At 44.1% G+C, this 22,511-nt stretch carries 18 protein-coding genes and 1 pseudogene; 12 read left to right on the top strand and 7 right to left on the bottom strand.

Features of this window, described 5'->3' with window-relative positions; translation table 11 throughout:
- The 6 genes from L1D55_RS07980 to L1D55_RS08005 all read right to left on the bottom strand — a co-directional run.
- Positions 1 to 265: transposase (locus L1D55_RS07980; protein ID WP_239917065.1), on the bottom strand; the 265-nt coding region annotated here is incomplete at its 3' end.
- A 230-nt stretch (positions 266 to 495) separates the two neighbouring features.
- Complete coding sequence (locus L1D55_RS07985) at positions 496 to 1,920, bottom strand: aspartate kinase (RefSeq protein WP_239917066.1); 1,425 nt, start codon at positions 1,918 to 1,920, stop codon at positions 496 to 498.
- Between the two features lie 77 nt (positions 1,921 to 1,997).
- The gene (locus tag L1D55_RS07990; RefSeq protein WP_239917067.1) at positions 1,998 to 2,384 is read right to left on the bottom strand and encodes an ectoine synthase; all 387 of its coding nucleotides are present in this window, start codon (positions 2,382 to 2,384) and stop codon (positions 1,998 to 2,000) included.
- A 13-nt stretch (positions 2,385 to 2,397) separates the two neighbouring features.
- Positions 2,398 to 3,663, bottom strand: a complete 1,266-nt coding sequence (gene ectB / locus L1D55_RS07995) for a diaminobutyrate--2-oxoglutarate transaminase (protein WP_239917068.1) — start codon at positions 3,661 to 3,663, stop codon at positions 2,398 to 2,400.
- A gap of 35 nt (positions 3,664 to 3,698) precedes the next feature.
- The gene (ectA, locus tag L1D55_RS08000; protein WP_239917069.1) at positions 3,699 to 4,232 is read right to left on the bottom strand and encodes a diaminobutyrate acetyltransferase; all 534 of its coding nucleotides are present in this window, start codon (positions 4,230 to 4,232) and stop codon (positions 3,699 to 3,701) included.
- 410 nt (positions 4,233 to 4,642) lie between these two features.
- A complete protein-coding gene (locus tag L1D55_RS08005) occupies positions 4,643 to 5,716 on the bottom strand; it encodes an IS5 family transposase (protein WP_239917070.1) in 1,074 nt (357 codons plus the stop codon).
- A gap of 76 nt (positions 5,717 to 5,792) precedes the next feature.
- On the opposite strand from L1D55_RS08005, the pseudogene L1D55_RS08010 reads away from it, so the two are divergent.
- The 11 genes and pseudogenes from L1D55_RS08010 to L1D55_RS08060 form a co-directional block, all read left to right on the top strand.
- Positions 5,793 to 8,015 (top strand): annotated as a pseudogene (locus L1D55_RS08010) (HD domain-containing phosphohydrolase); the annotation flags it as partial.
- Between the two features lie 379 nt (positions 8,016 to 8,394).
- Positions 8,395 to 9,114, top strand: a complete 720-nt coding sequence (locus tag L1D55_RS08015; protein WP_239917071.1) for a GntR family transcriptional regulator — start codon at positions 8,395 to 8,397, stop codon at positions 9,112 to 9,114.
- Between the two features lie 37 nt (positions 9,115 to 9,151).
- A complete protein-coding gene (gene prpB, locus L1D55_RS08020) occupies positions 9,152 to 10,048 on the top strand; it encodes a methylisocitrate lyase (protein ID WP_239917072.1) in 897 nt (298 codons plus the stop codon).
- A 159-nt stretch (positions 10,049 to 10,207) separates the two neighbouring features.
- Positions 10,208 to 11,398 (top strand): 2-methylcitrate synthase, encoded by a 1,191-nt coding sequence (gene prpC / locus L1D55_RS08025; RefSeq protein ID WP_239917073.1) that lies wholly within the window; start codon positions 10,208 to 10,210, stop codon positions 11,396 to 11,398.
- A 78-nt stretch (positions 11,399 to 11,476) separates the two neighbouring features.
- Positions 11,477 to 14,131, top strand: a complete 2,655-nt coding sequence (gene acnD, locus L1D55_RS08030) for a Fe/S-dependent 2-methylisocitrate dehydratase AcnD (protein WP_239917074.1) — start codon at positions 11,477 to 11,479, stop codon at positions 14,129 to 14,131.
- A gap of 9 nt (positions 14,132 to 14,140) precedes the next feature.
- On the top strand, positions 14,141 to 15,313 hold the full coding sequence (gene prpF / locus L1D55_RS08035; RefSeq protein ID WP_239917075.1) for a 2-methylaconitate cis-trans isomerase PrpF: 1,173 nt from the start codon (positions 14,141 to 14,143) through the stop codon (positions 15,311 to 15,313).
- 112 nt (positions 15,314 to 15,425) lie between these two features.
- Positions 15,426 to 17,330: a propionyl-CoA synthetase gene (locus L1D55_RS08040; RefSeq protein WP_239917076.1), complete on the top strand. Its 1,905-nt coding sequence runs from the start codon at positions 15,426 to 15,428 to the stop codon at positions 17,328 to 17,330.
- Positions 17,331 to 17,461: 131 nt separating this feature from the next.
- On the top strand, positions 17,462 to 17,908 hold the full coding sequence (locus L1D55_RS08045) for a hypothetical protein (protein WP_239917077.1): 447 nt from the start codon (positions 17,462 to 17,464) through the stop codon (positions 17,906 to 17,908).
- 237 nt (positions 17,909 to 18,145) lie between these two features.
- Positions 18,146 to 18,547, top strand: a complete 402-nt coding sequence (locus tag L1D55_RS08050; RefSeq protein ID WP_239917078.1) for a glycine zipper domain-containing protein — start codon at positions 18,146 to 18,148, stop codon at positions 18,545 to 18,547.
- Positions 18,548 to 18,737: 190 nt separating this feature from the next.
- Positions 18,738 to 19,217, top strand: a complete 480-nt coding sequence (locus tag L1D55_RS08055) for a GNAT family N-acetyltransferase (protein ID WP_128160401.1) — start codon at positions 18,738 to 18,740, stop codon at positions 19,215 to 19,217.
- An 83-nt stretch (positions 19,218 to 19,300) separates the two neighbouring features.
- Positions 19,301 to 20,713 carry a phosphatase PAP2 family protein gene (locus L1D55_RS08060; RefSeq protein ID WP_239917079.1) on the top strand — a complete coding sequence of 471 codons (1,413 nt, stop codon included), beginning with the start codon at positions 19,301 to 19,303 and terminating at the stop codon, positions 20,711 to 20,713.
- A gap of 74 nt (positions 20,714 to 20,787) precedes the next feature.
- Here the strand turns inward: L1D55_RS08060 and L1D55_RS08065 are convergent, their stop codons facing one another.
- Positions 20,788 to 21,597, bottom strand: a complete 810-nt coding sequence (locus L1D55_RS08065; RefSeq protein WP_239917080.1) for a Cof-type HAD-IIB family hydrolase — start codon at positions 21,595 to 21,597, stop codon at positions 20,788 to 20,790.
- A gap of 184 nt (positions 21,598 to 21,781) precedes the next feature.
- Here L1D55_RS08065 and queE point away from each other — a divergent pair, with 184 nt between their 5' ends.
- Positions 21,782 to 22,450 (top strand): 7-carboxy-7-deazaguanine synthase QueE, encoded by a 669-nt coding sequence (queE, locus tag L1D55_RS08070; protein WP_345772779.1) that lies wholly within the window; start codon positions 21,782 to 21,784, stop codon positions 22,448 to 22,450.
- The last annotated feature ends 61 nt before the right edge of the window (positions 22,451 to 22,511 follow it).

Below are 22,511 nucleotides of genomic sequence, written 5' to 3' on the forward strand. Positions count from 1 at the left end.
GCAAAGGGACGTTCATCAAAGCAAATATAGAATCGATAAAGCCTTGAAGCGCACGTAACGGGAGAGAGAATATCCCTTTAACCATCAAAGCTGTTTCAATAGCAGTATCAGAAAATTGAAAGCCTCTACCTCGTTTACCATGGTGACTTTTACATTGCCATGCTTCAACGGCTGAGTCGTCAATCCAAAACGTTACTGAGCCTCGCTTGCACAAGGCTTCATTATACTCACTCCAGTTCGCTATCTTCTCCTTCGACTTACCCATAACAACACCATGCTTCTACTACATGGGATCAGATCGCAGGACTGAGAAAAGGTTCCAACTGATTTAGTCAACAACGCCATTCAAGAAAGTACAGTATCAACACGAAAATCAAGTAACGTTTACCGCATCTGTGTGATCAAAATAGATACAGGCGATCGTTAATTTGCAGTTGATGTTTTGCTTTTCCATGAAAATTTAACAGTGGAGGGTGAGCCCTCCACTGTTAAATTTTATGCTGCATTCACCGATGTCTCGGTTCTTTTATCTTGGTCAAAGAATTCTTCATGCAACGCGCAAATCGCTTGTTGATACTTGTCATCACTCACAACAAATTGCACATTTACGTTTCTCATAGACGAATGTAATGCAATAGGTGTAACACTATGGTTCATCAAAGCCAATACACCATTAGCGAGCGTTTTATTGGTATCAATTTGAGAACCGATCGCTGAAATTATAGCGACCATTCGACTTGAAATAGATGCCTTAGGGTAACGTTTCTCAGCTTTATAAGACACCTTGTTTAAACTCTCGGTGCTACCACCTAGATAATAGGTAATAGAATTGGCGTTCATCTCTTTACCGATAAGGTTTACTCTAGCATCTGCGATAATCTCCATTAACTCATAACTAACATTGTCCGCCTTACCGACCATTCCCTGATCAAAAACGTGTAACGCATATACCTTTTGTTTTCCGGCAATGATCTCAATGTGATTCGTGTCTGGTCGGTAATCAGAAGAAATCAGTGTTCCCTCATGCTCTGGCTCGAAGGTATTTTTGATTTGCAGTTCTATGCCACTTTCTCGTAACCCAGCAGCCGCATTAGAGTGAATAGCTTCCATACCAAGATTAGCCAGTTGATCGGCAACATCATAATTGGTTGCCCCAATCGGTTTAACCGAACCTACACCAACGACTTTTGGGTCAGCCGAACTAAAGTGATACTCCTTATGGATGATCGCCAATGATGCCTCAGTAATAGTAGCGATACGACTAAACGTCATCTCACTGTAACCACGATCATAAGTATGCATCAAACCTTCTTTGCAATACGCATAACCAGTTACTATGGGAAGCTCTTCAGTCACATCAATATCTGAAAAAGCCTCCCTAATTGTATCGTCCAAACTTTGAGGAGTTTTGTTGTCCCAACCGGAAAGGTCAACAAAGGTCGAGTTTATACCAATGTTTTTTAATTTAAGTGCCGTGTTGTATGCACTATGTGACTCTCCAATTGAAGAAAGAAACTCTCTAATCTGTGGTAAATAATGTCTCAATGAAAACTGTCCGTATTGGCACGTTTCGAGGATGTTAGTAATACAGTTTTTGGCTTCTGAAATACGAGACCGGATGAACTTATCTGCTCTCATACGATTCATTGGATCCGCAAACATATGCTCATTGATCAATAGCATACGGCGTTCAATATAAGATAGATCATCTTTCCACGAATCGTCACGCATCTCTATCAATTGATAGACCCCAGGCTTGCCTGTTTTTTTACATTCCAACAAGGCATCCGTTATGCCGCTGTAAGCAGACACAACAAAGATTCGGTTATACGGATTTTGAGGGCGGAGAATAATATTGTCGAGCACAGCATCAAATGCTGTCATTGATGTACCGCCGATTTTTTCTACGGTAAATGTCATAAAAGACCTTTTGTTCTTGAAGAGATTAAAGATAAAATAAATACGGAGCGGGGTGAGATCACCCCTGAAGATATGGGTTAATCAACGAGTGGATAAACGCCGTTTTTATCGTGCACTTCAGCGCCAGTAATTGGTGGGTTAAACACACAAGCCATTGTCATTTCTTTGTTTTTATATGCGCGTAAATAATGCTCATCATTCTTATCTAGGATGTACAACGTACCGGGTTTGATTGGGTAAGTTTTACCACCAACGACTTCAATCTCCCCTTCACCACTCATACAAAACACAGACTCCAAGTGGTTTTGGTAATGGATATGTGTTTCTGTCGCTTCGTAAATTGTTGTGATATGAAAAGAAAATCCCATATTGTCATCTTTCAATAACATGCGAGTGCTTTCCCAGTTATCCGATACAATACGTCTTTCACTATTACGACATTCATCAAGTGTTCTAACAATCATTTTACTCTCCCTATTACGATGCTTTCTTGAAATGATTGGTTGCTACCACTTCAACTGAGTCTTCGAAAATAGTTAAACCTTGCATCAATTCCGATTTTGAAATGGTTAATGGACAAAAGAACTTCAAGATTTCATCGTTTGGACCTGCGGTCTCAATTACCATGCCCTTGTCAAAACACACTTTTGCAATCTCATCAGCTGTGTTCCCATCTTTACATTCAATGCCAATCATCATTCCGCGTCCCTTGCGTTGAACAAATAGCTCAGGGAAACGCTTGAGATTGCGTTGAATGACATCATCGACCATGCTTGAGCTACGTTGAATATGATTTTCAAAATCATCATTTGACCAATACATTTCTAACGCTTTAGCAGCAGTAATGAACGCATGGTTGTTACCACGGAAGGTGCCGTTGTGTTCTCCCGGCTCCCACTTGTCTAGTTCAGGCTTTAATAAAACCACAGCCATCGGTAAGCCATAACCACTTATCGACTTAGATAGCGTAACGATATCTGGTTTTATGCCTGAAGGTTCAAAGCTAAAAAACGTTCCTGTGCGACCACAACCGGCTTGAATATCATCCACAATAAGTAGGATATCGTGTGCTTTACAGATTTTGCTTAACTTCTGTAGCCACTCATTTGAAGCGACATTTAACCCGCCTTCACCCTGAACCGTTTCCAATAAAACGGCGGCAGGTTTATCCATACCAGCTGAATTATCGGCTAACATCGTTTCAAATAATTTTAAACTATCTATTCCAGCGTAACCTTCAAATGGCAAACGCGTAACGTTGTTAAGACTTGAGCCCGCACCTTGCCTGTGGTGTTGGTTGCCTGTAGCAGCCAATGCACCCGCCGTACAACCATGAAAACCATTGGTAAATGCGACAATACTGCTTCGACTTTTTACTTTTTTTGCCAATTTAATCGCTGCCTCAACCGCATTTGTTCCTGTCGGGCCGGTAAATTGAACTTTGTAATCTAATGCTCGAGGTTCCAAAATAAAGCGACTAAGAGCTTCTAGGAATTCAGCTTTAGCTTCTGAATGCATATCCAAGCCATGTGTAATTCCATCCATTTCAATGTACTCAAGTAAAGCTTGCTTAAGTATTGGATTGTTATGACCGTAATTGAGAGATCCTGCTCCAGCAAGAAAATCGAGGTAACGATCACCTTGTTTTGTTTCAAGCCAGCAGCCTTTTGATTTAGCAAAAGTGACTGGAAAACTATTCGAGTATGAACGTACGTTAGATTCCTGCTTTTTAAAAATATCCATGATAATGCCGTTATTTAATTCCTATAAGTGTTTGATTATTTGCGGAGGATTCGATAGAGGTATTCGGTATTGTGCTGCCCGTTGAAGTGAAGATTTTCATCTAAGAAAGTAGTCACTTGCCCGGTGTTACCGTTCTTTTCGTCCAACTTTTTGAACAATGCCCAAGACGCTTGGTTTGATTTAGTGATAGTCGTTTCTATCACTTCAATGCTCTTTAGGCCCTCTCGATTAAGTAAGGTGTTCAGCATCTTGTAGGCTAAATCATTGCCTCTAAACTTAGGCGCCACCGCTACTTGCCAAATAAAGAGAACATTGGGCTCACTAGGTTTCTGGTAACTAGAAATAAAGCCCGCAAGGTCACCTTCGTGCTCCACTAAAATACAAGTTTTACTAAAGTGAGTAGACTGCAAGAAATTGCAATATGAAGAGTTAGTATCTAATGGAGGGCACTCTGAAATTAATTGATGAATGTTATTGCCATCCGAAACTTCTGGCTCGCGAAAATTCCACTTTTCAATCATTTTTTCTACAACCTCTGGATACAAGATCCAAGGCGCTGATGTAATCATATTAAAAATATCCTTTGAGCTCTAATTAAATTCCTTTTTATTATGAGCATTTATCCCTGACTAAGATCAACATGTTAGCTTTAAAAAATAGAAATTAGTGACGGTGATCACATTTAAAGGAAGCCGGTATGAATTAAATAATACTTTGAGTTCTAATTTATTTGATTGGTGGAGATTTTAAGAAAATGTCTTGAGCGGAATGAACGCCAAAAGAAGATTAGAGTCATTAGTAAAATGACGATGCTCAGATTATCAAACAAGCGGGATAAAACACCAAAACTCTCAATGTTGAACATTCTGTCGAGTATATAGCAACGCTTCAAATGGCAGTGACTCGTTATTCACTATCAAAGTACGGCTTTGTTGCGTAATTAAATTTAGATATAGAGCCAACCCGTTTCGCGTATTTCTTAGTCAATACGACAAGTTTTAGGCATACCTAACCTAGTAAGCTTGTTCAACGCTTTTATCATCGCGTAAGTTTCACCCACCTGGGCATTGTAATTTCTTAAGCTCAGYTTCCCTCCTAGCAACTGTTTAACTCGATACATCGCTGTTTCTGAGAGTGAACGCTTGTGGTATCCATACCGCTCTTTCCAATACTTATTTGAGCCGTATAATTTCTGGCAACCCACGGCGAGATTTCGAGGGTGACCACGCTCCCAGAAGGCTGCCCCTTCTCTTGGGGGAATAAGCGCAATGGCTCCCTTAATCTTAATAGCAGCGTGACACGCTCTCGTGTCGTAAGCGCCATCACCAGACACCTCAAGGATACTTCGGCGTGTTTGTTTCAGTAAGTTCGGGAGTACCTCTCCATCTGTAACCGTCGATAAACTTAGCTCGGCAGCAACGATCTCATGAGTGTTGATATCGACGGCAATATGAAGCTTTCGCCAGACTCTACGCTTGCCATCCGTACCGTGTTTTTTGACTTTCCATTCACCTTCGCCATAAACCTTAAGGCCAGTAGCATCAATGGCTAGGTGCTGTATCGCTCCTCTCGTTTTAGTCTTAAATGAAACCTCAACTTGCTTGGCTCTACGACTGATGCAGGTGTAATGCGGRCAACTTAACGGTACATGGGCTAGCCTAAATATCGAGTCGATAAATCCTTGAAGCGCTCTCAATGGCATAGAAAAAACTCGTTTGACCATGAGTGCTGTCGTGATAGCTAAATCACTGAACCGACGCGGCCTCCCGCGCTTATTCTGTTTGCTTTGCGCCCACCCGCTTATTGCTTCTTCATCAATCCAAAAGGTCAGAGAACCACGGTTAATGAGTGATTGGTTGTATTGCTTCCAGTTGGTTGTTTTGNTCGTGATAGCTAAATCACTGAACCGACGCGGCCTCCCGCGCTTATTCTGTTTGCTTTGCGCCCACCCGCTTATTGCTTCTTCATCAATCCAAAAGGTCAGAGAACCACGGTTAATGAGTGATTGGTTGTATTGCTTCCAGTTGGTTGTTTTGTAACGAGGCTTAGGCATAGGACTACGAGAGAGAGTGGAGGTAGCTGATCAGATCGTAGGTTCTGGATTTAGTTCCATTGAATTACGCAACAAAGCCATTGATCTATTGAAAATGATCAGTGAGATGAGTGGAGTTCAGTTCAAATTTGTAAATGGCTTCTCGTGGGCGGAGTTAACAGGAAAATTCCAAGAGGGCAGTATTGATGGCTTACACTCAGTTCAAAATTACGAAAGTAACGGCATTATCGGTTTATACACTGACCCGATTTATGAACTACCGTTTGCTTTAGTCACGAAACGTGATGCTCCAGCCGTAATGAACTACCAAGAGCTTGATGGCAAGAGCATCGCTATTTTATCAGGGTGGTCAATTACACCGAAATTAAGATCTGACTTCCCAAACATTAGGCTTTTGGAGTTTACGGATATTGAGGCAGCGCTAGACGCTGTCGACAACGAAGAGGTTTTTGCGGTAATTGATGTTAAGCCTGTACTGTCATTTTCATTGGATAAGTTCTTCCATCAGAACTTGAAAGTAAGTGAAGCGCTGCTTGATCTAAAAACAGACTATCCTAATCACTTCCATATCGTTTTGCAGAATAAACACCAACAGCTGTTACCTATCATCAACCAAGCCATCAAGTCGCTTACCGATGAACAGAAAACGTTGTTAGCTCAAAAGTGGTTTGATCATCATGCTTTAAATGCTGGTACGACGATTCCTTACACGGAGCTCTATGAAAAAACCGCAACAGCGACTGTTGAAGGTGAGATGGTTGAGCTAAACCTCAATGGTGAACTTAAACACCTATATTTGAAGAAGATCGATACGGGTGAGCATTACTCAGAATACTTTGCGGTAGCCATCCCTGAGGCTGAAATATACAGCGCAGTTAACAAGCGAGTAGCGACCTCGATAGGTGTGACAGTTCTATTAATGAGCCTTACCTTGCCTGTTGCGTGGATCTTTGGTGCGCCGATTGTTCGGCCGATACGCCAGCTTGAAGCTGAAACCAACAAAGTGAAACAGCGCGATTATGATAGCGTGAGGGTGCTTGATACCCGCATAAAAGAAGTATGGGAGCTATCTGTCGCGGTTAAAGACATGGCTGCGGAAATAAAGCAGCACGAACAAACGCAGGAAGCCTTTGTCGAATCCTTTATTAAACTTATTGCGCAAGCCATCGATGACAAGTCTGCTTACACTGCAGGGCATTGTAACCGTGTGCCAGAGCTCGGTTTGATGTTGGCAGAAGCGGCTGAAAAGTCTCAATCAGACTACTTCAAAGACTTTAAATTTGAAAATGACGATGAACGTCGTGAGTTTAGAATTGCTGCGTGGCTGCATGATTGCGGAAAGATCACAACACCAGAACATATCGTAGATAAAGGCTCTAAGTTAGAAGCAAACTATAACCGTATTCATGAGGTGAGAACACGATTTGAGGTGCTTTGGCGTGATGCAGAAATTGCGGCGTTACGCAAGCAACTTGAAGGTGAGTTACCAACGGATCAGATAGCCGAAGAGTTAGCGGTAACGAAGCAAAAGCTACAAGACGATTTTGCGTTTATCGCGACATCTAATGTGGGTGGTGAATTTATGAGTGATGATAAGGTCGCTCGTATTCGTTCTATCGCTGAAACGACTTGGACGCGTAACTTTGATGACCAATTAGGTTTATCACCAATAGAGGCGATGAATCGGGTATCTAGCTCAAGCTTACCTGCTATAGAGCAGCTTTTAAGTGATAGGCCAGAACATATAGTGAAACGAGACCGACCATTAGAGTTCGATCCAAAACATCAGATAAAAATGGATGTACCTGAACATCTATATAATCTCGGTGAGGTTTATAACTTGTGTATTGCTCGTGGCACCTTGACGGCTGAAGATCGCTTCAAAATCAATGAGCATATGTTGGGCGCCATCAAAATGCTTGAAAACCTGCCATTCCCGAAAGAGTTAAGCCGTGTACCGCGTTATGCGTCGACTCACCATGAAACTCTTAAAGGTACAGGCTATCCAAGAAAGCTGACTGCTGAAGACCTTTCAATCCCAGAACGTATCCTAGTTATATCAGATATTTTTGAGGCGTTGACCGCTGCTGATAGACCTTATAAGAAAGCGAAGTCTATCAGTGTTGCCGTCGATATCATGTATAAAATGGCATTAGATGAGCACATCGATCTCGAACTGTTTAGGCTGTTCCTAACGAGTGGTACACATATTCGTTATGCGCAGGAGTATTTGAAACCTGAGCAAATTGATTTTGTAGATATCAACAAATATCTAGAAGTGACCCGTCAGATAGCTTAGCTAAGTGCTAGATAGCTTCATGAAGAAAAGGCGCACATGAGTGCGCCTTTTTTATGTCTGTATTTTGGTGGGTACACTGATATACGCAAATAACGCTTGTTTTCCTAATTGAGGCTTAATTGTCGACAGGTTTTTTCGGCTAGTTTGAGCGTAAGTATAGAAGTGGATTAGTTGCTTTAAATATTTATCAATATAAGACAATTACTTACTTTTATAGGTGCCTCATGAATGCCTGTTCTGGTTGCTTAAATAAAATACTACCTTAGTCTAAATTGTCGACAATTGTCTTGATTGTCGACAATTTGATCGTGTATTTTATCTTCATGTTGTTAAATTGTTGACAGTTTTAGTTCGACAATGAGAAGTGAGCAGAGTGAATATGAATACTGCGATAAAAGATCTTACCTTAAGCGCCAACACAAAAACGCGTGTTGGGGACAAAGAAAACACCAAGTCAGAAAGCCTGACGGAATACTTGGTTGAAGCGATAGTCAACGGTGACTTAGCTCCGGGCAGCAAGATCTCTGAACCCGAGTTAGCTAAACGCTTTGAGGTAAGCCGAGGCCCATTGCGTGAGGCGATTATGCGCGTCGAAGGGTTAGGGCTGATTGAGCGGATTCCTCATGTTGGCGCACGAGTGATTACTTTTTCTGCTGACAAGCTACTTGAGCTTTACGCGGTTCGAGAGGCTTTAGAAGGCATGGCTGCAAGGCTAGCCGCAAGACACATCACACAAGAAGAGCTTATCGGGCTTGAAGGATTATTGTCGACACATTCCAAACATATCGATGAAGTAGAGGGTTCTTCCTACTTTCATCAACACGGCGATTTCGATTTCCATTATCGAATCATTAAAGCCAGCCGCAACAGCAAACTTATTTCTCTACTGTGTGATGAGCTTTACCACTTGTTACGCATGTATCGCTATCAATCGCCACGTGCACAGTCTCGACCAAAAGAGGCGCTTGATGAACACAAATATATCCTACAAGCAATCCGTAACCGTGATGAAGAGCTAGCAGAAATGCTGATGCGACGACATATATCCGGTAGTCGACTGCTTATCGAACAACAAATTCAATCCAAAGGTGTGGATTAAAAACTTACAAAATCAACATTAAACAGGGAGCGTCATTATGAAGTTATCAGCAGGAGCGAAGTTTCGCCAAGCTGTGCAAGGCAATGATCCACTGCAGATCGTCGGCACGGTAAATCCGTATTGCGCGATGATGGCAAAGAACTTGGGTCATCAGGCTATCTACTTGTCTGGTGGAGGTATCGCCAATGCGTCTTACGGCTTACCTGATCTAGGTATTACCACATTGAACGATGTGTTGGTGGATGTGGAACGCATTACCAACGCGTGTGATTTACCTTTGCTGGTGGATATTGATACGGGATTTGGTGGGGCGTTTAATATTGCACGAACCATTCGAGCGATGGAAAAAGCTGGCGCTGCTGCCATTCACATGGAAGACCAAGTGGCTCAGAAGAGATGTGGTCACCGACCAAATAAAGCGATTGTTAGCCAACAGGAAATGGTCGATCGAGTAAAAGCGGCAACCGATGCAAGAACTGATGAGAGCTTTGTGATCATGACTCGAACTGATGCTCTGGCCGTAGAAGGCATAGACAGTGCTATTGAGCGCGCAATTGCGTGTGTTGAGGCGGGTGCGGACATGATTTTCCCCGAAGCGATGAATCAGCTCGACCAATACGTGAAGTTCTCTGAAGCGCTCAAATCAGCAACAGGTAAGCATGTGCCAATCTTGGCTAACATTACCGAGTTTGGACAAACCCCACTCTACAACTGCAAAGAACTGGCGCAATCTCATGTCGACATGGTGCTTTATCCACTCAGTGCATTCCGCGCAATGAACAAAGCGGCAGAGAATGTTTATAAGCACTTGCTAGTTGAAGGTAATCAGGAAGCACTGTTGGATTCAATGCAAACTCGTAAAGAGCTCTATGAACACCTGAATTACCACGACTACGAGAACAAGCTGGATCAATTGTTTTCGAGTGAAGAATAAACACAGTTTCAAATATTAAAACATCAACTTAATCCAATAACGTGAATGGTTAGTTAGTCACATCGGGTCCGTGAAATCGAATGAGATAGTTGCGGTCACTGAATATAAATAGTCAGCACCAAAGAGTGCAGGGCGGCTAACCCAGAGAAGGAGTTCATCATGTCTGTATCTTTGAGTGATAAAGCAACTGTCGATAATGCTTCAGCAGTAAACCAACAAGCAAGCGCAGCACCAGCGATTGGTGGTGCTGGTCTGCGGGGTCAAAGCGCAGGGTCGACGGCGCTATGTACGGTTGGCAAATCAGGAACGGGTTTAACTTACCGTGGCTATGACATAACCGACCTTGCGAATCATGCTCAATTTGAAGAAGTAGCACACCTGCTACTAAGAGGTCATTTACCTAGTGAAAAAGAGTTAGACGACTACAAAACATTGTTGATTGGTTTACGTGGCTTGCCTGAACCGTTGAAAGCCGCTTTAGAGCTTATCCCTGCAGACGCTCACCCTATGGATGTGATGAGAACAGGCTGCTCAATGTTGGGTAACTTAGAGCAAGAATCTGACTTCTCTGAGCAGTTATCAGCAACTGAACGTATGCTTGCACTTTTCCCTGCCATTATCTGCTATTGGTATCGCTTCAGTCACGATGGTGTGCGAATTGATACACAAGACCAAAGCGAATCATGTTTGGGTGGCTATTTCTTGAAGATGCTAACGGACAAAGCGCCGAGTGAGCTGCATAAGAAGGTAATGCACTGTTCGCTTACGCTTTACGCAGAGCATGAATTTAATGCCTCTACCTTTGCAGCTCGGGTTTGTGCATCAACACTATCAGATATTCATTCGTGTGTGACAGCAGCGATAGGTACATTAAGAGGCCCTCTACATGGTGGCGCGAATGAAGCGGCAATGGAAATGATCCAGGATTGGAAAACCGCCGATGAAGCTGAAGCTAACATCATGAAGATGCTTGCTAATAAAGACAAAATCATGGGCTTCGGTCACGCCATTTATCGAGAGAGTGACCCACGTAACGCGCTGATTAAACGTTGGTCAAAAGAGCTAGCACAAGAAGTTGGCGACGAGCAGCTTTACGCGGTATCTGAACGCGTTGAAGCGGTAATGAAGCGTGAAAAAGGCTTGTTCTGTAATGCGGATTTCTTCCATGCTTCTGCCTATCACTTCATGGATATTCCTACCAAACTATTTACGCCTATCTTTGTGATGAGTCGTCTTACAGGTTGGACAGCACACGTGTTCGAGCAAAGAGAAAATAACCGCATCATTCGTCCAAGTGCAGACTACACCGGGCCAGAGCATCAAGACTGGCTACCTATTCATTTACGTTAATCCTTCTGCCTCAAGGCGACTCATATATCGAGTTGTCCTTGAGAGCCAATGAATAGAATTTTAGAGAATGGTGTATGTATGTCTGATGTGAAAATTGAGAAAAACCAGAGCCTTGATCAAAATATAGGTATTGAAAATAGCCAATACAGAAAGGCTCTACCGGGAACTGGCTTGGAATATTTCGATGCCCGTGAAGCGGTAGACGCGATATCTCCGGGCAGCTATAAAACCTTGCCTTATACGTCGAGAGTATTGGCGGAGCAATTGGTAAGACGCTGTAATCCAGCTGCTCTTGAAGATAGCTTGAAACAAATCATCGAGCGTAAGAGCGACTTGGACTTTCCTTGGTATCCCGCGCGTGTCGTGTGTCATGACATTCTGGGTCAAACCGCTTTAGTTGATTTAGCGGGCTTACGAGATGCGATTGCTGACCAAGGTGGGGACCCAGCTAAAGTAAACCCAGTGGTTGAAACTCAACTGATTGTTGATCACTCTTTAGCCGTGGAACATGCTGGGTTTGATAGCGAAGCATTTGATAAAAACCGCGCAATTGAAGAGCGTCGCAACGAAGACCGTTTTCATTTTATTGAATGGTGTAAAACGGCGTTTAAAAACGTGAGTGTGATTCCTGCGGGCAATGGAATTATGCACCAGATTAACTTGGAAAAGATGTCTCCGGTCATTCAATCTAAACAAGGTATCGCGTTCCCAGATACTTGTGTTGGCACCGACAGCCATACACCTCATGTTGATGCGCTGGGCGTTATTGCGATTGGTGTCGGTGGATTGGAAGCCGAGACAGTGATGCTTGGTCGCCCTTCAATGATGCGTTTGCCAGATATTGTGGGCGTTAAACTGACTGGTCAGCGACAAGAAGGCATTACAGCAACTGATATTGTGCTTGCTATTACTGAGTTTCTTCGCAATGAAAGAGTGGTTTCAAGCTACTTAGAGTTCTTTGGTGAAGGTGCGCGAGCACTGACTATTGGTGACCGAGCGACTATCTCAAACATGACGCCTGAATACGGTGCGACGGCAGGTATGTTTTATATTGATGAGCAGACCATTCAATACCTCAAGTTGACAGGTCGTGACCCTGAACAGGTAGAGTTAGTCGAGCTTTACGCGAAGCAAACCGGACTGTGGGCTGATGACCTCGATTCGGCTCAATATGAGCGTGTACTCGAGTTTGATTTATCGAAAGTTGAGCGAAATCTCGCAGGGCCTTCGAACCCTCATCGCCGCTTACCAACCAGTGAACTTGCCCAACAAGGTATCAGCCAAACTGCTTGGAAAGAGCAACACGCTCAACAATATAGTGAAGAGCAAATGCCAGATGGCGCGGTAATTATCGCCGCGATTACCTCTTGCACCAATACCAGTAACCCAAGAAACGTGGTAGCAGCGGGACTAGTGGCGAAAAAAGCCAATCAACTTGGTTTGGTTCGTAAGCCATGGGTGAAAACGTCATTTGCTCCAGGATCTAAAGTCGCCAAGCTCTATCTAGAGTCTGCAGGTTTGCTGCCAGAACTGGAACAGTTGGGTTTTGGCATTGTCGGCTATGCGTGTACGACTTGTAACGGTATGAGCGGGGCATTGGATCCTCAAATTCAACAAGAGATCATCGAGCGCGACCTCTATTCCACTGCGGTGTTATCAGGAAATCGAAACTTTGATGGTCGAATCCATCCCTATGCTAAACAAGCTTTTCTAGCGTCACCGCCATTGGTGGTTGCTTATGCCTTGGCTGGCACGATTCGTTTTGATATCGAGAAGGACAGCCTCGGCACTGACAACAACGGCAACCCTATCTATTTAAGTGACTTGTGGCCAAGTGATGCGGTGATCGATGCGGTTGTTGGCGAGCACGTAAAACCACAACAATTCCAACAAATTTACGTGAAAATGTTCCAGCCAGATGATGAGCAGCTAAGCAGTGAGCCGCTATACGATTGGCGACCTAAGAGCACTTATATTCGTAGACCGCCTTATTGGGAAGGTGCGCTCGCAGGTGAACGAAGCCTGTCTGGTATGAGACCTTTAGCCATTTTAGGTGACAATATCACCACCGATCATCTGTCACCATCAAATGCGATTCTTGCATCAAGTGCGGCAGGTGAATATCTCGCCAAAATGGACGTTCCAGAAGAGGACTTTAACTCGTATGCGACTCACCGAGGTGATCATTTAACGGCACAAAGAGCAACATTTGCTAATCCGAAACTGTTCAATGAAATGGTCAAAGAGTCAGGGAACGTGGTGCAGGGTTCATTGACACGAGTGGAGCCCGAAGGGCAAGTTACCCGAATGTGGGAAGCGATAGAAACCTACATGAACCGCAAACAACCTTTGATTGTTGTGGCTGGTGCTGACTATGGACAAGGTTCATCACGTGACTGGGCGGCTAAAGGCGTGCGATTAGCGGGTGTTGAAGTGATTGTTGCTGAAGGCTTTGAGCGAATACACAGAACCAATTTAGTGGGTATGGGCGTCTTACCTCTGCAATTCAAAGAGGGGACGGACCGCAACACCTTACAACTCGATGGTACAGAACTTTACGATGTGTATGGCGACATCCAAGCGGGTTCAGATCTGGCTTTGGTCATTACTCGTAAAAACGGTGAAAAGATCGATGTGCCCGTGACCTGCCGGTTGGATACGGCAGATGAAGTGAGTGTGTATAGCGCTGGTGGCGTATTACAACGCTTTGCCAAAGACTTTCTCGCGCAATAGGAGCCTGTGATGAACATTAAACAGATAAAAGTCCCGGCAACTTATATGCGTGGAGGAACTAGCAAGGGTGTTTTCTTCTGCTTGAATGACCTACCAGAAGCAGCACAAGTTGCGGGGGCAGCGAGAGACGAATTTCTTTTGCGTGTGATTGGCAGCCCAGATCCTTATGGTAAGCAAACTGATGGTATGGGAGGCGCGACCTCCAGTACCAGTAAAACCGTCATCGTATCGAAGAGTGGTAAAGCTGGTCACGATGTTGATTATCTCTTTGGGCAGGTAGCCATTGATAAGCCATTTGTCGATTGGAGTGGTAACTGCGGTAACTTGTCTGCGGCAATTGGTCCGTTCGCTATCCACAGTGGTTTAATTGATTCAAGTCGTATTCCGGAAAACGGAGTGGTCGAAGTGCGAGTATGGCAAGTGAACATAGAGAAAACCATTATTGTTCATGTGCCTATAGTAGATGGAGAAGTCCAAGAGTTGGGAGATTTCGAGCTCGATGGTGTCACTTTCCCCGCCGCTGAAATTCAGGTCGATTTTCTGGATCCAGCAGATGGGAATGGGGCGATGTTTCCGACGGGAAATGTGGTTGATTTCTTAGATGTTCCAGAGCTAGGTTGCATCAAGGCGACTTATATTAATGCGGGAATACCAACCATTTTTATTGATGCAGAATCGGTTGGCTATAAGGGCACAGAGCTTCAATCAGATATCAACAGTGCTCCAAAAGCCCTAGAAATGTTTGAGTCTATCCGAGCGCATGGCGCAGTTGCGATGGGGCTTATTGATTCGCTAGAACAAGCGGAATCACGCCAGCACACTCCAAAGGTCGCCTTTGTGGCCAAGCCTCAAGCGTATCAAGCTTCAAGTGGCAAGGCAGTTACTGTGGATGATACTGACCTGTTGGTCCGTGCTTTGTCTATGGGAAAATTGCATCATGCCATGATGGGCACCGCTGCGGTTGCGATTGCTTCAGCTGCAAGTGTGCCGGGCACGCTAGTGAATTTAGCGGCGGGAGGAGGCTCTCGTGACTTTGTGACTTTTGGTCATCCATCAGGAACGTTAAAGGTGGGGGCTAAAGCGATGCAGACTGAAGATGGATGGAAGATAGAGAGGGCGATCATGAGTCGTAGTGCCCGAGTGATCATGGAAGGTGCCATTCGCGTGCCTTTTTCTAAATAAAGCGATGCTGTGGCTGTTCCAGTAACAGCTGAGCATGCGGAGAAGAGTGCACTCAAGTGAGCCAGCTAACGCTAGGCGCTTGGAGTAATGGACAAATCATGGAGGAGACATTATGTCTGCTACAAATCGAATAGACGGTAACACGGGTTACGACACTGAATATCAATGGTCACTAAACGATCCTCAATCTTTCTGGAAAACACAATCGCAAGCCATTGATTGGTTTGAGTCACCAAAAAACATCTTACAAGCTGACGAGAATGGTATCGAACGTTGGTTTCCAGATGGGGTAATGAATACCTGTTGGTTAGCGCTGGATTATCATTGTGAACATGGCCGCGGTGACAAGGTTGCACTTATTTATGATTCGCCAGTAACGGGCATCAAGACCTCTTATTCCTATAATGAAATCCGCGAACAAGTGGCAAAAACGGCTGGAATGCTTGCAGAGCAAGGCGTAACCAAAGGCGATCGTGTGGTGATATACATGCCAATGATTCCTGAAGCCGCAATGGCAATGCTTGCATGTGCAAGGCTAGGTGCCGTTCACTCTGTGGTGTTTGGTGGTTTTGCTCCGCATGAGCTCGCAGTGCGAATTGAAGATGCCGAGCCAAAGGTATTGATGACTGCGTCTTGTGGTATCGAAATCAACAAAGTTCTACCGTATAAACCGATGGTTGACCGAGCAATCATGGACAGCCGTTGGAAACCTGAGAAAGTCGTAGTTTTCCAAAGGGAACAATGCCTTGCAGAACTCAGCCATGAGCGCGACTTACATTGGCAACAAGCCGTTGCCGGCGCTGAGCCTCATGAGTGTGTACCTGTTGTGGCAACGGATCCGTTATATATTTTGTATACCTCTGGTACAACGGGCAAACCCAAAGGTGTGGTTCGTGATAATGGCGGTCACGCGGTGGCGATGAAATACTCGATGAGTACCATCTACGATATGCCGCAAGACGGTGTATTTTGGGCGGCTTCCGATGTGGGTTGGGTGGTTGGACATTCTTATATCGTTTATGCACCGCTGATTCACGGCTGCACCACTATTCTGTTTGAAGGTAAGCCAGTGCGGACGCCTGATCCGGGCGCATTCTGGCGCGTGTGTGAAGAGTATAATGTCGATGTGCTTTTCTCGGCACCAACCGCATTCAGGGCAATCAAAAAAGAAGACCCTGAAGGCGAGTTGCTCACCAAGTATGACTTATCATCACTCAAGTCGATTTTTATGGCGGGTGAACGTTTAGACCCGCCGACATTGGATTGGGTTGAATTTCACACGAGTAAACCGGTTATCGATCACTGGTGGCAAACGGAGACGGGATGGGCGATTTCCGCAAATCCGACCGGGCTTGAGTCTTTGCCTGTGAAAGCGGGCTCTTCAACCAAACCTGTACCGGGTTATCAAGTGGAGATCCTTGATGAGTTAGGCGAGCCTGCACAAGCTAATCAACAAGGTTTCGTTGCACTAAAACGACCACTTCCACCGGGCTGTTTGCCGACGGTATGGCGAAACCACGATAGGTTTGAATCTGGTTATTTAAGCCAGTTCCAAGGTTATTATGTCTCGGGTGATGGCGGTTATCTTGATGAAGATGGTTACCTGTTTATCATGGGCCGTATTGACGATGTGATAAATGTGGCGGGGCACCGTTTGTCTACGGGTGAGATGGAAGAAATCGTTGGTGGTCACCCTGCCATTGCTGAATGTGCTGTGGTTGGTATTCACGATGAACTTAAAGGTCAGTTACCGCTCGGGCTAGTTGTGCTAAAAGACGGTGTGAAGGTGGACGGCGATGACCTTCAAGCAGAGTTAGTTGGTAAGGTCCGAAATGAGATTGGTGCTGTTGCCTGTTTCAAGCAAGCCTTGGTGGTCGAGCGGTTACCTAAAACTCGCTCGGGTAAGATTTTGCGTAGAACCATCCGACAAATAGCAGAGGGCGAACAGTATGTGGTGCCTTCGACGATTGATGATCCAACAAGCTTAACCGAAATTGCTGAAAAGCTAGGCAAATAGAACGAGCTTTTATTCTTTAATAGATAAAGCATAACAAATCGTTATGCTTAATCTAAACTCTTGTTTATTCATCTGTTGTTCAAACGTGTTTACTATGGCCTTGTTATCAAACCAATAATGAGGTCTTTTTTATGCGAGCTTATCTTTTGTTAATGACTTTATTTGCTAGTAGTTTAGCTAACGCAAGTGTTTCAAAGGATGAAGCGAGTAGAGCACTGCTAGAGCCCTTAAGCCACCCTAAGGTCTTCCAATGTATTTCGAAGACAGGAGTTAAGTTGTACCAAGCGGTGTTTGACATTGGTGTTGGGTATGACGCCGATCCTATTAACTCAAAAATGATCGTCAATTCAAGGAAAGGTCGTTACGAATATCAAATACTGGGCGCTGTTAGGGCGGAAAGAGCGGGTGAAATTGTTGTACTGACTCGTCACGTGGAAGATGGGGTTCAAGTCGCTGCGATGATTGATGAAGAAAGTGGCAAGATACTCGGTATCGGTGACAAGTACCATTATCGTGATTGTGGCGTACGACCACCACCGACAGCAGAGAATATGCAGAACTTTTGGTCTAAAGGCTAAAAGCTCGGTTAAACAGAAATGATAGAGGCGACCTTATTGGTCGCTTTTTTGTTTTCGACTAATGAGGGGTATGGAGACTATACCTTAAAAGATAACTATACCTTGATTTTTAACTATGTGTTGTTTGGCTAATACATAGCTGAGTATTATGTTTTGTCTAAACTTGGCTTTATTTATCTCATTTACGCTTATCTTTAAGATGGCTTCAATCCAAACGAAGAACGAAGCGAGACTCCTATGAAATTCATCAAACCTATTCTTTTAGCTACCTTGGTTGCGACTCTTTCTGGTTGCGCGTCACCAGCAATGGACAATGAAAATGAGAACGCTGCTCGAAATCGTGGTGCGGTAGGCGGTGCTTTATTGGGAGCAACAGCAGGTGCACTGACTGGAGATGCCAGCTTAGCGGTTAAAGGCGCAGCATTAGGTGGTGTGACTGGTGGTGTTGCAGGTTCTATGAAAGATACAGACGATGCTAGAAATGCTCAAAGAACGCAAGTTACCGCTGATGGCTTGTCACAAGATAATCGAACTGACGCTGAGAAGCGAGTCGCTGAAGTTGAAGCCGAAATTAAGCTGATTGAGTTAGAGCAACAGCTTGCAGAGCTTAAAAAAGATAAACAGGATGACGGTGTTTAATGTAATAACACTCGCTCTATAAGTTCTGGAATGAACCAACTCAAAACTAAATGGCCACGATAATGTGGTCATTTTCGTATCTAAAACATCCTCTCCAAACCACGAATTATTTCAATCACTTGTATAGATATCAATGGCAAGTAAACTAGACTCAATTTAGATATTAACTCGTTTGAGAACTGTACTCGTCATGAATGTCACCCTAAGGGCCGCAACACACACCGATCTAGAACAACTTAATGAGTTGATGTTTGATCTTCACCACCACCATCATATTGCCTGCCCTGAGCACTTTAAAACAGCAGAAGAGATTGAGCAGGAAAAGAGTATTGCAAGGTACTTAGATGATCCAGAGTGCTTAGTGTATGTGGCGCTCAAAGGCCAGCTAATTGTCGGGTTCATATCAGGACACTTTTGTGAGCTGATCTCTACAGTGAGCAAGCCGGTTCAAATGGGTAGTGTTGATGAGCTTTTTGTTCTTCCTGAATACCGTAAAGCAGAAGTGGCGCAGATGTTGTTTCAACGTATTGAATCAACTTTTGATGACTATGGTGTCACTCAAGTGTTCGTCGAGGTTTGGGATTTTAATTCGCCTGCCAAGGACTTCTATCAAAAAATGGGGTTCACACCTCACATTCAATGGATGAGAAAGGCTTTGCACAAAACATAGACAGCGATTTGGCGTGTGTTTCATTACAATAGTTCAACTGCGATAGCAGTCTCAATTTCTTCCATTATTTGTAGGTAAATTCGTTGGTTATTCGATATCTATTGGTTCTTATTCTTTCTCTGTTGAGTACTACTTCCGTTTGGGCGAATAACACCTTGCCCGATCATATTGCGGGCGCATTGTGTGTAGTACGCGCTGATAACCAAATTGTGTTGGTTGATGAGTTGATCACCGGGCAATTGTCTTTACCGGGAGGCACGGTTGTTTCTGGTGAAGATCCAGCTATTGCAGCGCAACGTGAAACTTGGGAAGAAGCAGGACTATCCGTAACGGTTGGTGATGTACTCGGTTACACCGACAGTGCGGTTATTTATGATTGTATCTCTGATTCTGAAGTCATCAGCTATCAAGCTCGAAATGAGTTGGGTGGCTTTGAGCTTCCAATTTGGTTCGCTCCTCATTATGGAGTGGAAGTGAGTAGGGCGATGTTACTTCCTCCGACTACATTGCCAGCAAATCAATACCGCTATCCAGAGCAGTGGTCTGAGATTAATGAGCTGTTTCTTTCGGCGACAAACCAACCTGTGACTTATGTAACGGAGTTGGTGGGTGCAGCGCCAAAAGTTCATCAAGTTGAACTAGGTTGGATTGTTTCGCTGCAAAACATGTTCGATAACCTACCGAGTATATTTTCCAATACGGTTTTATTGACCGATCTACTCGCAAAGCCATGGGCTTTCATTGTGATCTTGCCATTAATCGCTTGGCATTTTGGTCGCAATTTTGCGTTGAAGTTCGGTTTCACTTTGATATCGGTGACACTGCTGACTTTGATAGCGCACCAAGGGTTCGGTTTCCCACGTCCACACGCTTATCTTCCAACATTGAAGCTAGTTATGAGCAGTGGTTACAGTTTTCCAAGTTTGTTGGCAGCGCTATGGGTGAGTTTGACTTTGTTGGTGTTGTGGAAGTTGAAACGTATCTTTGAACAGAAATCGATACTGATAGTACTTGCTGGGCTACTTTGGATTATGCTTTTCAAAGCTTACACAGGCAGTGCGTTTTTCAGTGATGTTTTGATGGGCGGTTTGTTAGGCGCCTTAACAACTTGGCATATAGTGAGACTTGATAGTAAACCTGATGTTGATATTAGTGTGTTATTGAGCTCCAAAGGCGTGTGGTGGGGTTTATGCTTGCTATCAATCGTAATTACGGTTATTTGGCCATTGCCAACGTTCTCATTCTGGGTCGCTATTTTAATGACCATCGCTTGCTTGGTGACGTTAACGGACTCTAAACCTTTAACTGGCCAGTTCTCATTTAAGATTGTGCTTGGTGTTATGGTGATGTTGTTAGCGGGAAATCTATTGATTAGCTGGGCGGGGAGCTTTGTTTCATTTAGTGGTATCGCTTCATTTGTCGTCGATACGCTGCGTTTCCCTATCTTGATTCTGCTTGGCGTTGTGGCATTTCGTTTGCCTTGGGCAAGAAAATAACCAATGAACTGTCAAACAAAAAAAGGCTGTACAGTGCACAGCCTTTTTAGTATCAATGATATGGCATCTAATCGTTAAGAGTTGAAGATGAACTTTTCAATCGCGACCGCTACACCATGGTCGTCGTTGCTTGCAGTGATATGATCAGCGATTTTCTTGGTTTCTTCCATCGCGTTGTCCATTGCAATGCCAAGGCCCGCGTATTTCAGCATATGGTGGTCATTTTCAGCATCGCCCATACAGATCACTTCTTCGGCTGTAATGCCTAAGTGTTTGGCAATGGCTTCAATACCGACACCTTTGTTTGAGTTCGGATTTAGGAACTCTAAGAAGAAAGGTGCGCTCTGAACAATAGTAAACTGATTCTTAAGCTCTTGTGGCAATTTACTGATGATGTCTGTCAGTTTGGTTGGCTCAGCAACAATCATGGTTTTAATGATTTCGTGGTCGTCTTCCAACCGAGAAAAATCGAACTCGGTAATCTCTAAGCCGTTGATGCGCGCTTCAATGCCGGTGTATTCGTTGTTCTCAGGTGTAATTAAACCATGAACTTTGCTGAACGCATGGACATAGCCACCAAGCTGTTCGGCAAGTGTAGCGATTTCTTTTGCTGCTTTACCATTGCTGATCTCGCTATGAATGATCTCTTTTGTTGATACATTCTGAACCATAGAGCCATTGTAAAAGAGTACAAAGTCATCCTCGCCGTTAATTGAAAGCTCATCGAGTTTGCTTTGCATGCCTTCTAAAGGGCGGCCAGAAGCCAGAACGACCTTCACACCGGCAGCTCGAGCCTTGGCAATTGCTTCTTTGTTTTCTTGAGAAATTACTTTGTCACTGTTGAGCAGCGTACCGTCCATATCAAGAGCGATCAGTTTGTACATGTTGTTCCTTACTAAAAATAAAAAGCTAACGAAATCTAATGGGCGAAAGGATAAGGGAACTTGAAACGCTAGGCTAGGGCTTTGATCAAGTGATTTATCAGTACTCATTTGTTTGACCAAAAGAGGCAAGTGCTTTAAGGTCTGCGGTTGATTAATTTCATCAAATGATTGAGCTGAGGGAAAGTTGTACAAGATTAACGAAATGTTTGAAACCATCCAGGGTGAGGGCGTGTTTACCGGCGTTCCTGCTGTTTTTGTTCGTTTGCAAATTTGCCCTGTAGGCTGTTCTTGGTGTGATACCAAACAGACATGGGAAGCTTTGCCAGAAGACGAGACTAGCCTTGGTGATATCATGGTTAAGACAGAGGATTCACCGACTTGGTCTTCTATTGATGCTCAAGGAATCGTGAATGAATACATCAAGCAAAGCTACACTGCTAAACACATTGTGATTACAGGTGGTGAGCCATGTATATATGATCTTGTCCCTCTTACTGAAGCATTTGAGAAACACGGCTGTCGCTGCCAAATTGAGACTAGCGGTACATCAGAAGTAAAAGCAACACCAGACACATGGGTTACGGTGTCACCTAAGGTGGCAATGAAAGCGAAACTGGAAATCTTAGACAGCGCTTTACAGCGTGCTAACGAGATTAAGCACCCAGTAGGAACAGGTAAGGACATCGAGCAACTTGATGGTTTACTGGAACGAGCAGAAGTATCTGACGATACTGTGATTGCTCTACAACCAATTAGCCAAAAAGATCGTGCGACGAAGCTATGTATTGATACCTGCATTGAGCGCAATTGGCGCTTATCAATTCAAACTCATAAGTACTTGAGCATTGCCTAGTTTTTGGCTTTGTAGAGTACTTACCCGTTGTAGAAAGCTCGTCAGTTTTAAGTAGGAATGG

This window comes from Vibrio sp. Isolate22, from assembly GCF_022398115.1.
GTDB lineage: Bacteria > Pseudomonadota > Gammaproteobacteria > Enterobacterales > Vibrionaceae > Vibrio.